This window comes from Streptomyces sp. LHD-70 (assembly GCF_031157275.1).
Lineage (GTDB): Bacteria > Actinomycetota > Actinomycetes > Streptomycetales > Streptomycetaceae > Streptomyces.
The window spans coordinates 1-11610 of the sequence record NZ_JAVIFW010000027.1 but is presented as its reverse complement, the minus strand read 5'-3'; the positions used below and the strand labels follow the sequence as shown (position 1 = coordinate 11610).

The 11610-nt window shown below is 71.2% G+C and carries 15 protein-coding genes; 10 read left to right on the top strand and 5 right to left on the bottom strand.

The features are described from left to right. Window positions 1-38 precede the first annotated feature (38 nt). On the bottom strand, window positions 39-668 hold the full coding sequence (locus tag RCO28_RS34800) for a MerR family transcriptional regulator (protein WP_308945364.1): 630 nt from the start codon (window positions 666-668) through the stop codon (window positions 39-41). A 369-nt stretch (window positions 669-1037) separates the two neighbouring features. Here RCO28_RS34800 and RCO28_RS34795 point away from each other — a divergent pair, with 369 nt between their 5' ends. From RCO28_RS34795 to RCO28_RS34775, 5 genes are all read left to right on the top strand, one after another. Further along, window positions 1038-2030, top strand: coding sequence for a hypothetical protein (locus RCO28_RS34795; RefSeq protein WP_308945422.1), 993 nt, complete (start codon window positions 1038-1040; stop codon window positions 2028-2030). Continuing rightward, the gene (locus RCO28_RS34790; RefSeq protein ID WP_308945363.1) at window positions 2027-2539 is read left to right on the top strand and encodes an ABA4-like family protein; all 513 of its coding nucleotides are present in this window, start codon (window positions 2027-2029) and stop codon (window positions 2537-2539) included. The genes RCO28_RS34795 and RCO28_RS34790 overlap by 4 nt, the downstream gene beginning before the upstream one ends. 9 nt (window positions 2540-2548) lie before the next feature. Beyond that, window positions 2549-2998, top strand: a complete 450-nt coding sequence (locus tag RCO28_RS34785; protein ID WP_308945362.1) for a CrcB family protein — start codon at window positions 2549-2551, stop codon at window positions 2996-2998. Between the two features lie 82 nt (window positions 2999-3080). Continuing rightward, window positions 3081-3428 carry a DUF190 domain-containing protein gene (locus tag RCO28_RS34780; protein ID WP_308945361.1) on the top strand — a complete coding sequence of 116 codons (348 nt, stop codon included), beginning with the start codon at window positions 3081-3083 and terminating at the stop codon, window positions 3426-3428. A gap of 91 nt (window positions 3429-3519) precedes the next feature. After that, on the top strand, window positions 3520-3909 hold the full coding sequence (locus RCO28_RS34775; RefSeq protein ID WP_308945360.1) for a CrcB family protein: 390 nt from the start codon (window positions 3520-3522) through the stop codon (window positions 3907-3909). Between the two features lie 12 nt (window positions 3910-3921). On the opposite strand, the gene RCO28_RS34770 is transcribed toward RCO28_RS34775, so the two are convergent. Then, window positions 3922-4914 (bottom strand): sigma-70 family RNA polymerase sigma factor, encoded by a 993-nt coding sequence (locus RCO28_RS34770; RefSeq protein ID WP_308945359.1) that lies wholly within the window; start codon window positions 4912-4914, stop codon window positions 3922-3924. 60 nt (window positions 4915-4974) lie between these two features. Here RCO28_RS34770 and RCO28_RS34765 point away from each other — a divergent pair, with 60 nt between their 5' ends. The 3 genes from RCO28_RS34765 (at window position 4975) to RCO28_RS34755 (ending at window position 7984) form a co-directional block, all read left to right on the top strand. Then, a complete protein-coding gene (locus tag RCO28_RS34765) occupies window positions 4975-5379 on the top strand; it encodes a hypothetical protein (RefSeq protein ID WP_308945358.1) in 405 nt (134 codons plus the stop codon). 179 nt (window positions 5380-5558) lie between these two features. Then, complete coding sequence (locus tag RCO28_RS34760; protein WP_308945357.1) at window positions 5559-6773, top strand: cation:proton antiporter; 1215 nt, start codon at window positions 5559-5561, stop codon at window positions 6771-6773. 62 nt (window positions 6774-6835) lie between these two features. Further along, window positions 6836-7984 (top strand): hypothetical protein, encoded by a 1149-nt coding sequence (locus tag RCO28_RS34755; protein ID WP_308945356.1) that lies wholly within the window; start codon window positions 6836-6838, stop codon window positions 7982-7984. Window positions 7985-8027: 43 nt separating this feature from the next. Here the strand turns inward: RCO28_RS34755 and RCO28_RS34750 are convergent, their stop codons facing one another. After that, window positions 8028-8942 (bottom strand): LysR substrate-binding domain-containing protein, encoded by a 915-nt coding sequence (locus RCO28_RS34750; protein WP_308945355.1) that lies wholly within the window; start codon window positions 8940-8942, stop codon window positions 8028-8030. An 84-nt stretch (window positions 8943-9026) separates the two neighbouring features. Between RCO28_RS34750 and RCO28_RS34745 the strand changes: the two genes are divergently transcribed. Continuing rightward, window positions 9027-9989, top strand: coding sequence for an EamA family transporter (locus RCO28_RS34745; RefSeq protein WP_308945354.1), 963 nt, complete (start codon window positions 9027-9029; stop codon window positions 9987-9989). After that, window positions 9898-10392 (top strand): cupin domain-containing protein, encoded by a 495-nt coding sequence (locus RCO28_RS34740; RefSeq protein WP_308945421.1) that lies wholly within the window; start codon window positions 9898-9900, stop codon window positions 10390-10392. The genes RCO28_RS34745 and RCO28_RS34740 overlap by 92 nt, the downstream gene beginning before the upstream one ends. 86 nt (window positions 10393-10478) lie before the next feature. On the opposite strand, the gene RCO28_RS34735 is transcribed toward RCO28_RS34740, so the two are convergent. Beyond that, a complete protein-coding gene (locus RCO28_RS34735) occupies window positions 10479-11063 on the bottom strand; it encodes a TerD family protein (RefSeq protein WP_308945353.1) in 585 nt (194 codons plus the stop codon). Between the two features lie 241 nt (window positions 11064-11304). Beyond that, a partial coding sequence (locus RCO28_RS34730; protein ID WP_308945352.1) for a TerD family protein occupies window positions 11305-11610 on the bottom strand: 306 nt, incomplete at its 5' end.

Here is an 11610-nt window from a genome sequence, read left to right as displayed (position 1 = left end):
CGCCTGAACCGAGGTGGGTGGATCAGGGGGGTCTCCCCCTAGTCGCCGAACTGCTGCGCGGACCTGTCCACATGGGCGAGTCGGCGCAGGGCGTTGAACACGGCCTCGCCGAGCACCGTTCCGATGACCACGGTCTCGACCAGATCCTCGACTGCCACCCGGCGGTTCACATAGTCGAGGTCGGCGCGGGCGACCTGCTCGGCGGCGTCGGCGTAGTCGTCGAGGAGTTCGGCGAAGGCGGCGTGGCCGAGGCGGTCGAGGGCGACGAGTGCGTGCGCCAGGTCGGTGGCGGCCGGGTTGTCCGTGCCGACGCGCCAGCCGCGTCGCGCGATCAACTCCTGCACGGTGTCCCGCGCTTCGGACCGGGCCTCGTCGTCTCCTTCGTCGTGCTGCGGCGGCCCGAGCCGCTTGGCCGCGGCGCCCAGCACGTCGTGTACGGGCCGGCCGGGCTCGTCGACGGCCTGCAGCACCTCCGCGATGGCCGCCACCTTCAGCCCTCCGACGTCGAGAAGCGCACGGATCAGCCGGAGGCGACGCTCATGGGTCTCGTCGTAGCGCGCCTGGTTGGGGCTGCTGAGCTCGCCGGGCGGCAGGAGTCCCTCGCGTACGTAGTACTTGATCGTCGGCACCGGAACCCCGGTTCTTCGGCTCAACTCACCGACGCGCATGGGTGGTTCACCTCCAGGTTCATTGCCAGGTCCCTTCCTTGGCCCGCTCCTGGGCCCACTCCTTGACTCACTCCTCGATCCACCCCTTGAGCCGTTCCTTCATCCGTCCTTCGACCCTTCGACCCTTCGACCTTTCGGCCTTTCGGCCCTTCAAGCCCTTGCCAAGGGTCCACCCATCATAGATAGTGGCACTATCGGATAGTGGATAGCGCCGCTATCCACTACGCCACGTCTCAGCTGTCTCCACGGGAGGGGTTCGTCATGAGGAAGCCGAGCGAGTTAGCAGGGCTGATCAAGCCGGAGGAGTTGGGGGCGTCGAGGGGGCGGCTGGGGGCTTGGAATCGGCCGTTGCTCGCGTTCGCGGGGGTGATGGCCGTGACGGCCGTGGTCTGTGCCGCGGGCCTGGTCCTCGACGACCGGGTGCTCGTCGGCTCGCCGATCTGGCTCAAGCCGTTCAAGTTCTCGGTCTCGTTCGTGGCGTACTGCCTGTCGCTCGCCTGGCTTCTCGCGCAACTGCCGCCCCGCGGCAGGGCGGCGCGGGTGGGCCGGTGGGCAGGGGCCGTCGTGGCCGCGTCGGGGCTGGTCGAGATGGTGATCATCGTGGGACAGGTGGTCCGCGGCAGGCGCAGCCACTTCAACCAGGCGACGCCGTTCGACTCGGCACTGTTCAACGTCATGGGGGCGACGATCGTCGTGCTGTGGGCGGCCACGCTGCTGATAGCCGTCCTGCTGCTGCGCGCCCGCGTCGCGGACCGGGCGGCGGCGCGGGCGATGCGCGCCGGGATCGTGCTGGCGCTCGCCGGGTCGGCCGTCGGATTCCTGATGACGCGGCCGACGCCCGGGCAGCTGCGCGGGGAGTCGGACGTGATCGGCGCGCACAGCGTGGGCGTACCGGACGGCGGACCGTCGATGCCGCTCACCGGCTGGTCGACCACCGGCGGTGACCTGCGTATCCCGCACTTCTTCGGCATGCACGCGCTGCAGCTGCTGCCGCTGCTCGTCATCGCCCTGGTGCTGCTCGGGCGACGTGTGCCCCGGCTGCGGGGTGAGCGGGTGCGAGCGCGGTTCGTCGGCCTGGCGTCGCTGACGTACGCGGCGATCTTCATCGTCCTCGTTCAGCAGGCCCTGCGCGGCCAGGCCCTGCTGCGTCCGGACGCGACGACGCTGACCGGGGCGGGCCTGATCCTGGCGGCGACGGCGGCCGGGGCATGGGCGATCTTGCGAGCGGAGTCACGGCCGAGACCTCCGTCGCGGTCGGCGAGCGGGAGTCGACCGGGAGTCGGCCGGAATCCCACAGCGGTACGCGCCGAGGATCACGCTCGGCCAACGCAACCATCACAACAGGGAGTTGACGTGTCATGACAGGCTTCCTCTTCGAGCTCTCCTTCTGGCTGGCCGCCCCGGTCTGGCTGTTGCTGATCCTCGCGCCCGGCACCCGGCTCACCGAACGGTTGGCCGCGTCCCCGCTGACGGTGGTCCCCGTGCTGCTCGTCTATCTGGCGCTCGCGCTGCCGGTCCTGCCCGAGTTGTGGGCGGCGGTCAGCAGCCCGGACGTGGACGGGTTCCGTGAGCTGACCGCGCTCGCCGACGGCGCGGGTGCGATCTGGGCGCAGGTCATCGCGTGGGACCTGCTGCTCGGCCAGTGGATGTACCGCGAGGCCCGCCGACTCGGCATCTCCGCCTGGGTGATGGGCCCCCTTCTCGTACTGACGATCCTGCTCTCACCGATCGGCCTGCTCCTGTTCCTTCCGCTGCGGGCGATACGGAGGGCCGGTACGGGCGGGGCCACGCCGGTCGTGGCCGGTACGGGCGAGGCCGCGCCCGCCGGGACGGCCGGGGCAGCGGCGGCCGACCCGGTGGCAGGAAATTAGCCTGGCCCCATGGGAACAGCCGAGCTCCGAGCGCCCGCCCTGCTGCGCGGTCAGGGGCCGACGCTGGCCGCGGTCGCGGTGGGTGGTGTGCTCGGGGCGGCGGCCCGTTACGGGGCCTCGCTGATCTGGCCGACCCCGGCCGGGGCGTTCCCGTGGACGACACTCGGTGTGAACGTTGTGGGGTGCGCCGCGATGGGCGTCCTCATGGTCGTGATCACGGAGGGCAGGCAGCGGCACCGCCTGGTCAGGCCGTTCCTCGGCACGGGCGTGCTCGGCGGCTTCACGACCTACTCGACGTACGCCGTGGACATCGAGCGCCTGACCGACCTGCGCGAGGTCCGGGCCGCGTTCGGCTACCTCGCCCTGACGCTGGTCGCGGCCCTTGCGGCGGTGTGGCTGGCGGCGACGACCACCCGCCGCGCCCTGAACGCGACGCGTACGACCCATATGAAGCGATGACCCGTACGACCTCTACGACCCGCCCGCCACGGAGGCGATGACGACGAGGACGAGGAGGCCAACGAGGACGACGAGGACGACGATGACGAAGAGGCTCACCGGAACCGCCCTACGCCTGACGGTCTTCATCGGGGAGAGCGACACCTGGCAGCGCAAGCCGCTCTACAGCGAGATCGTGCACCGCGCCCACCGGGCCGGCCTCGCGGGCGCCAGTGTGTTCAAGGGGATCGAGGGCTTCGGCGCCTCCTCCCTCGTCCACACCCAGCGGCTGCTCTCGCTCAGCGAGGACCTGCCGGTGGCGATCGTGATCGTCGACACCGAGGAACGCGTCCGCGCCTTCCTGCCCGAGCTGGACGAACTCGTCGGCGAGGGGCTCGTGACCCTCGCCGACTGCGAGGTCATCCGCTACACCGGCCGGGACCACACGTGACCCACCGGACCCGGCACCAGCTCCGCCCCCGGCACCAGCCCCGCCCCCGGCACCAGCTCCGCCACCAGCCCCGTCAGCGGAGGACTCCGCGATGAACTGGCTGTACGTGCTGGCAGGCGCGGCCGTCGGCGCCCCGCTGCGCTACCTCACGGACCGGGCCGTGCAGTCCCGGCACGACTCGGTGTTCCCGTGGGGCACGTTCACGGTGAACGTCACCGGCTGCCTCGTCCTCGGCCTGATCACTGGCGCGACGCTCACTGGCGCGACGCTCACGGGCACCGCGTCCTCCCCGCTGTATCTGCTGCTCGGCACGGGCCTGTGCGGGGCGTTGAGCACGTACTCGACGTTCTCGTACGAGACCCTGCGCCTTGTGGAGTCGGGGGCGCGCCTGCTCGCAGGCCTGAATGCGGTCGCGAGCGTGGTGGCCGGTCTCGGTGCGGCGTACGCGGGGGTGGCGCTGGGGGAGGCGTGGTGGGCCTGACCGGCTCCGCACTCAGGCGGGCAGATCCACCCGAAGCGCGCTCAACCGACCCGGCTCGGCGATGACATCGATCCGGGAGACGTCCCCGTCCGTGGCCTCGAAGACCAGCGCGACCGCGAGCCGCCCCTGACGCACCATCACGAGCCCGGCGGAACCGTCGATCAGGGCCGTGCCCGTGAACCGTGCCCGGCCCATCGCGGCCATCGCGCCCTCGGCGACCCGGCGGGCACCGCGTACGACGACGGGTTCGGGCGTCGGGACGACGGCGGGGTCGGCGTGCAGGACGACGTCCGGGTGGAGGAGCGCGACGAGCGAGTCGAGATCACCGTGACGCGTGGCGGCGAGGAACGCCTCGACAACCTCCCGCAGCAGCCGCGCATCGATACCGGCACCCGCACCGGCACCCGCACCCGTGCCCGCCCCCGCCCCGGCACCCGCCCCGGCATCGCTCCCCCGAACCCTCCGCCGCGCCCGGCTCGCCAACTGCCGTGTGGCGTCCGGTGATCGCTCGACGAGAGCGCTGATCTCGTCGAACGGCACGGCGAACAGATCGTGCAGCACGAACACCACCCGCTCGACCGGCCGCAGCGTGTCGAGCACGACGAGCAGCGCGTGCCCGACGGCATCGGCAAGCAGCGCCTCCTCCTCCGGACCCGACCCCCGCCCCTCGGCGACCAGCGGCGCACCCACCGACGTACTCACCCACGTACCCACCGACGTACCCGCGGGCGCGCCCACCCCCTCACCGCCCGACACCGCGGCGTCCAGCGGCTCCTCGCGCCGGGCCTGCCGCGCCCGCAGCATGTTCAGGCACACCCGGGACACGACGGTGGTCAGCCAACCGCCGAGGTTGCGTACGGCGTCCACATCCGCCCGGTCGACCCGCAACCAGGTCTCCTGGAGGGCGTCGTCGGCCTCACTGAGCGAACCGAGCATCCGGTACGCGACGGCCCTGAGCCGGGGCCGCTCCTCCTCGAACCGCCCTACCAGCACGTCATTCCGCATCCGGCGATTCTGCCCGAGCCGTAACCTTGGGCGAGCGCCCAGGGGTGGGGAGGAATCGGCATGGTGGAGTGGCGGTACGTCTCCCGCGAGGCCAGGGCGGTCCCCCGACCGTGGGCCACACCCTTCATCTGGACGGCGGCCTACGCGGGCGCGTTCGGCCTGGTCCACGTCCTCGACCTGCTCGGCGCCCTCGACAGCACGGGCCTCGCCCTCGCCGCGCTCTCCCTCTTCGCGGCCCTCCTCGGCGTCCGCGGCAGCTTCGTGGCGGCCCCGGGCACGGCCGTCCTGTGCTGGGGCTTCCTCAACTTCTTCGGCGCGTACCCCACCGGCGAGATCTCCTGGGCCCGCGACCGCGACCTGGAGTGGATGGCCTGCCTCCTCGCCGCGGCCCTCATCGGCACGACCACGGCCCGAGTCCTGCACGCCCGCGCCGCGTACCGCCGCATCACGCCGTACGAGAACTGACCACGCCTCAGCCGTACGAGAACTGACCACGCCTCAGCCGTACGAGAACTGACCACGCCTCAGCCGTACGAGAACTGACCACGCGTCAGCGACCCGAAGCGCCAGCCCCAACCGCAAGCCCCCATCACCAGCCCCAACCGCTAGCCCTGATCGCCCCATTCGCGTGCTAAACAACGCCTATGTCGCACCCGGGAACCCTCGTCCTGATCATGGCCATCGCCGTGCTCGCGCCGCTGTTGTCGTACGGGCTCGGGCGTTGGGTCCGGATCCCGCTCGTGATCTTCGAGATCGTCCTGGGCATCCTCATCGGCCCCGACGTGCTCGGCTGGGCGCACCAGGACCACGCCGTGGACATGCTGTCCGACCTCGGCCTCTCCATGCTGATCTTCCTCGCGGGGTACGAGATCGAGTTCGCGGCCGTACGCGGGGACACGCTGCGGCGGTCGGTGTGGGCGTGGCTCGTCTCGCTCGTCCTCGGGCTTGGCCTCGCCCTCGCTCTGACCGGCGCGGACGTCTCCAAGACGGTCGTCATCGGCACCGCTCTCACCAGCACCGCACTCGGCACGGTCCTGCCGATCCTGCGCGACAGCGGCGACCTCAAGGGCCGCTTCGGCACCGTGATGATGGCGTTCGGCGCGGTCGGCGAGTTCGGGCCGATCATCGCCATGGCGCTGCTGCTCAGCGGCCGCCAGCCGGGCCGGTCGGCCGCGGTCCTCCTCGTGTTCGCCGCGATCACCGCCGTCGCCATCTTCTGGGCGCTGCGCCCGCGCCCACCGTGGTTCGCCGAGGTCATCGCCAACACCCTGCACTCCAGCGCCCAGTTCGCGATGCGGTTCGTGATGCTGCTGCTCGTCGCGATGCTCGCGCTCGCCGCTGCCTTCGGCCTGGACGCGCTGCTCGGCGCGTTCGCCGCCGGCATCCTCACCCGGCTCGTCATGCACGGCGCGGCCCCGCGGAGCAGCCCGGAGATCCTCGGCAAGGTCGAGGCGATGGGCTTCGGCTTCTTCGTGCCGATCTTCTTCGTCGTCACCGGCATCGAGTTCGACCTCGCCTCGCTCCTCGACGGCGGCCGCGCCCTCGCCCTGCTCCCGGTCTTCCTGCTGCTCTTCCTCCTCGTACGCGGCCTGCCCGCCTACGCTCTCGCCCCCCGCGACCTCACCCCGACCGACCGCCGCGCCCTCGCCCTGTACGCGTCGACCTGCCTCCCCCTGGTCGTCGCCATCACCACGATCGGCCTCGACGAGAAGGTCATCGGCCAGGGCGAGGCGGCAGCCCTGGTCGGCGCGGCCATGATCTCGGTGCTCGTCCTGCCGCTGGCCGCCCTGCGCCTGCGCACTCGCGGGGGCGCGGCGAAGCCGTCGAAGACTCCGGTGCAGGGCACGGAGACCTGGTAGCACCACCCCGGAAATCGTCATTGCCGCAGCAAGCGCTGGTGCGGCCTGTAAGGCTGAGCGCCGTGACGTACGCGGTGACGGTGGATACGAGGATTCCGAGCGGTGCGCCGGAGATGGACGAGCTGCAGGGGGTCGGCGCTGCGGCTCTCCTCGAAGAGGGGCTGCGGGGGATCGGACTGCTCGAAGGCCCGGACGGGGTGGAGGTGGAGGTCGACGACACGTTCGTGGGCGTCCATACCGGCGGGGCGCTGTTGAAGATCTTCGTGACCGCACCGGCCCTTGAGACGGCCGAGCAGACGGTGCGCTCGCTGGTGGAAGAGGTGCTTGAGAGTTCGGAGCTGCTCGCCGACTGGAGCGTCGAACGGTGCGAGGTCGAACTGCACCCTGACCTCGTCAAGGAGAGTCTGGACGCGGCCGACGGCCCGGAAGCGCCCCCGGCGGATGTGGCCGCCCGGCGTGCCCGCCTGGCGGAGCCCGAGGGAGGGACCTCCGCCGACCCGGCCCATGCCGCCGCTGCGGCGAGGGCCGCAGAGGCGAGGATGCGCGCACTCGCCGCCCAGTTGAGGGCTTTCGGGCAGGGAACGTTCGGTGCTGCCGGTGCTGTCGATAAGGAGGGCGGGGAGTACGAGCCGTACGGCCCCGAGACCTCGTCCGAGGACGCCGAGCTGGCTGCCGGAGTGCTGGTCTGGGCGACGGACGTCGTCCTGGACGAGCTGTTCCAGGACGCCTTCACGCTCGACCAGGAGGATACGAACGTCGCCGAGTGCGACGAGCTGCTGTGGCTCCTCGACGACCTGCCGCCGCGGTACGCCCTGCGGTACGACGCGCACTTCGCCCGCCGATTCCTCGTGACGGCCGTGGCCCTGACCACGCGCTTCACCGACGGCAGCTTCGTGCGGCTGAGCTGCGTCGCGGAGGAGCTGGCGCTGAGACTCCTGCTGAACACCGCGCGGGTCACCTTGGACACCTTCGGCCTGCTGGGCGGCGGGGTCTCGTCGGCGTTGGAGCGCTTCTCGGAGACGGTCCAGGAGGGCAGGGACCACGCGTGGCTGTACGACGACACGCAGGACGGGACCGACGGGAGCGCGGTGGGCGAGTACCTGCGGAGGGCGACCACGGGCCCGGCCAGTTGGTTCACGCCGTTCGACGTCGGCCGGTACGTGCATCCGTACGCGGCCGACGAGCCTGAGGAGGGCGGCCGCGAGGACTGACCGGAGAGCCGCGAGGGCTGACCCGCCTTGATCACGGCAGGGATCACGACAGGTGACGGGACTTGTGCCCGGTCGTGGACCGGCTGACGAGGAGGTCGGTGACCAGGGCGAGGGGCGGCCAGTCCAGTCGGCCGTGGCGGGCCACCGCGTAGGAGCGCAGCTCGACGTCGGGGGCGGTGAGCGGGACGATCCGCACCGTGGGGAACGTGTCGGTCCCGACGGGGAGCAGGCCCACGCCGAGCCCGGCGGTGATCATGCCCTGCACGAGATCGAGGCTGTCGGCCTGGTGGGTGATGCGCGGGGTGAAGCCCGCCATGGAGGCAAGGGTGCGGATGACGGTCTCGTCCGCGGTGTTGCGCGAGTTGACGATCCAGTCCTGACCGGCGAGTTGGGCGAAGACCTCCAGCGTGGTGCCGGGGCGGATGTCGGCCTGCGCGGGGACGCCCAGGCCCCAGCGCGCGGTCCACAGGGCGGTGGCGCGCACCACGGGGTCCTCGGCCGCGGGTGCCAGGTTGTAGTCGTACGTCAGGGCCAGATCCGTGGCGTCCTCGGCCAGCAGCCGCAGCGCCTCGGCGGGTTCGTGTTCGCGGACCAGGATGCTCAGGCGGGGGTGGCTCGTGGTTAGGGCGGTGACGATGGGCAGCAGGTGGGCGCGTATGGCGGTGGCGAAGCCTGCGACGCGCAGAGTGCCGTTGGGCTCGCTCCCCGGGGCGAGGTCGTGGCGTGCCGTCTCGACGGCGGAGAGGATCGTCACCGCGTGCTCGGCAAGGCGGCGGCCCGCGGGCGTCAGCCGGACCAGGCGCCCGTGCGGCTCGGTCAATGCGGTGCCCATGTCGTCCGCCAGGGCGGCCATCTGCTGCGAGACCGTCGAGGTGGTCGTGCCGAGCATGTCGGCCACCGCGCGCATGGACCCCAGGCGGGACAGCTCAAGGAGCATGCGCAGGCGTCGGGTCTCCATGGGGCCATTGTCCATGATTCACGGACGGACCGTTCAGGATCGGCACGTGGACGCGAACGGTCTGCGCCTCGTCTACTGGCGTCCATGAGCTTGCTCGAACACCGCGCACGTCTACGTCTGCGCCTGCCCTCGGCCACCACCGGAACTGTGATGGCCGTGGCCGCCATGTCCACCATCCAGCTCGGCCTTGCGCTGTCGGTCTCGCTGGTCGACCAGCTCGGAGCCCTGGGGACGACAGGGCTGCGGCTGGCGTGGGCCGGTGTGCTGCTGCTTGCCCTGGTGCGGCCGCGCCTGCGCGACTTCAGCGGCCGCGACCTGTGCGCGTGCGCCCTGTTGGGCACGGTCAGCGCGGGCATGATGGTGTTCTTCATGCTCGCCGTGACCCGGCTGCCGCTCGGCACGGCCAGTGCGCTGGAGTTCCTCGGCCCGCTCGCCGTATCCCTCTGCGGCCCGGGTCGCGGTCGTAAGCGCTGGACGTTGATGGCCGCCATCGGTGTCGTAGCACTGACCGAGCCGTGGCACGGCGGCATCGACGCGGTCGGCGCGGGCTTCGCGCTCGCCGCCGCGGCCTGCTGGGCGGGGTACATCGTGCTGACCCAGCACGTGGGCGACTCCGTGACCGGTCTGAACGGGCTGGCCGTCTCCATGCCCGTCGCCGGCTGCATCGGCCTCCTCGTCGCAGCACCCTCCGACCTGGAACACGTCACGTGGAAGCTGCTCGGAGCCACGCTTGGGCTTGCCGCCCTGAGCGCCGTACTGCCCTTCGTTCTGGAGTTCCTCGCCCTGCGCCGCCTCACGGCCTCCGCGTTCGGCACCCTGATGAGCCTGGAACCGGCCATCGCGCTGCTCGCCGGCCTGCTGGTGCTCGGCCAGATACCCGGCTGGGCCCCCGCGGCCGGTGTCGCCTTCGTCGTGATCGCCGGTATCGGCGCCACCCGCACCGGGGGCCGTCCCACTGCCCCGCCCCCTGACCCCCAGCACGCGATGGCGCCCGACGGCGAGCTCACCGCCGCCCCACGCCCCACCGCGACCGGGAGTACATGGTGAACTGCGGCATCTCCACCACCAGTGCCGTGGCTCCGCACCACCGGCACGGCACACCGAACGGACGGAAGGAATCGCGATGACGACCACGGCCCGGGCAACGCTGCAGCAGGACGACGCACGCGTACGTGTCACCCGCTGGGACTTCGAGCCCGGAACCAGCACAGGACCGCACGTGCACGAGTACGACTACGTCGTGGTGCCGCTCACCGACGGCACGACCAGGATCCTGTCCCCCGGTGGAACAGAAGCCGCGTCAGAGCTGCGGGCCGGGGAGTCCTACGCACGTCCGGCGGGCGCCGAGCACGAGGTCGTCAACGCGGGTGACTCCTTCCTGGCCTTCGTCGAGATCGAGCTCAAGGAGCCCTCGGTGCACGCAGGTCCGCCTGCCCCTGCCGCGCCCTGAGGCAGCCGTCGAAGCCAGCCACCAGAGGCCGCCGTCAGAGGCCGCTGTCAGAGGCCGCTGTCAGAGGCAGCCGTCAGAGGCAGCCGTCAGAGGTGGCTGGCGATCGAGGGCATCAGGTCCTGGAAGGTACGGCCGGTCGCGGGCTCGCCGATGGCCTTCAACTGCCAGCCGCCGCCCACCCGATGGACCTTGGCCATGATCTGCGCGGTGTGGTTGCCGCCGCCGGTGAGGGTGTAGCGGGCGAGTTCCTGGCCGTTGGTCTCGTCGACGAGGCGGCAGAAGGCGTTCTGGACCTCGGCGAAGGTCTGGCCGGTGAAGGAGTTCACGGTGAAGACGATCTGGTCCACGTGGACCGGGACCCGCGCCAGGTCGACGAGGATCGCCTCGTCGTCCCCGCCCTGGCCCACGCCGCCGACGAGGTTGTCGCCGGTGTGGCGCACGGAGCCGTCGTCGCTGACCAGGTGCTGGAAGAAGACGACGTCGACCGGCTTCTGCCCGGCGAAGAGGACGGCCGAGGCGTCCAGGTCGATCTCCCTGGTGCCGGTGAGTTTGGCGAGGAAGCCCTTGCGGGGCGCGGACTGCCAGCCGAGTCCCATGCGTACGGCGGTCAGCGAGCTGCCGTCGGACTTGCTGAGGCTGATCTGCTGGCCCTTGCTGAGGTTCACTGACACGAGGGTGGGTCTCCTTGGCGGAATGAGCGGTGCTCAGGGCGAGTGGACAGCGGCGAGTGGACAGTTCGGCGCGAGGACATGGCAGCACGCCCCGCGCCGGCAGAGCCTGCTGCCACGCCTCACGGGCCCCGGCGGAGTCGCAGTGAGCGTCGGAAGTTGACGAGCCTCAGAAGCTGACCAGCGTCAGAAGTTGACGAGCCTCAGAAGCTGACGTTGACGCGCGTCAGAAGTTGGCCCAGCGTCAGACGTTGACGCCGAAGTCCTGTGCGATGCCGCGCAGTCCGGAGGCGTAGCCCTGGCCGACTGCGCGGAACTTCCACTCTGCGCCGTGCCGGTAGAGCTCGCCGAAGACCATGGCGGTCTCGGTGGAGGCGTCCTCGGACAGGTCGTAGCGGGCGATCTCCTGGTTGTCCGCCTGGTTCACGACCCGGATGAAGGCGTTGCGGACCTGTCCGAAGGAGTGGCCGCGGCTCTCGGCGTCGTGGATCGAGACCGGCACGACGATCTTGGCGATCTCGGCGGGCACGGTGGCCAGTTCGACCTTGAT

Coding starts and splice junctions, on each gene's coding strand:
- RCO28_RS34765 (WP_308945358.1), top strand. CDS start 4,975: ATGGTGGAGTGGCGGTACGTCTCCCGCGAGGCCAGGGCGGTCCCCCGA.
- RCO28_RS34770 (WP_308945359.1), bottom strand. CDS start 4,914: ATGCGGAATGACGTGCTGGTAGGGCGGTTCGAGGAGGAGCGGCCCCGG.
- RCO28_RS34745 (WP_308945354.1), top strand. CDS start 9,027: ATGAGCTTGCTCGAACACCGCGCACGTCTACGTCTGCGCCTGCCCTCG.
- RCO28_RS34785 (WP_308945362.1), top strand. CDS start 2,549: ATGGGAACAGCCGAGCTCCGAGCGCCCGCCCTGCTGCGCGGTCAGGGG.
- RCO28_RS34775 (WP_308945360.1), top strand. CDS start 3,520: ATGAACTGGCTGTACGTGCTGGCAGGCGCGGCCGTCGGCGCCCCGCTG.
- RCO28_RS34800 (WP_308945364.1), bottom strand. CDS start 668: ATGCGCGTCGGTGAGTTGAGCCGAAGAACCGGGGTTCCGGTGCCGACG.
- RCO28_RS34750 (WP_308945355.1), bottom strand. CDS start 8,942: ATGGAGACCCGACGCCTGCGCATGCTCCTTGAGCTGTCCCGCCTGGGG.
- RCO28_RS34780 (WP_308945361.1), top strand. CDS start 3,081: ATGACGAAGAGGCTCACCGGAACCGCCCTACGCCTGACGGTCTTCATC.
- RCO28_RS34760 (WP_308945357.1), top strand. CDS start 5,559: ATGTCGCACCCGGGAACCCTCGTCCTGATCATGGCCATCGCCGTGCTC.
- RCO28_RS34790 (WP_308945363.1), top strand. CDS start 2,027: ATGACAGGCTTCCTCTTCGAGCTCTCCTTCTGGCTGGCCGCCCCGGTC.
- RCO28_RS34795 (WP_308945422.1), top strand. CDS start 1,038: ATGGCCGTGACGGCCGTGGTCTGTGCCGCGGGCCTGGTCCTCGACGAC.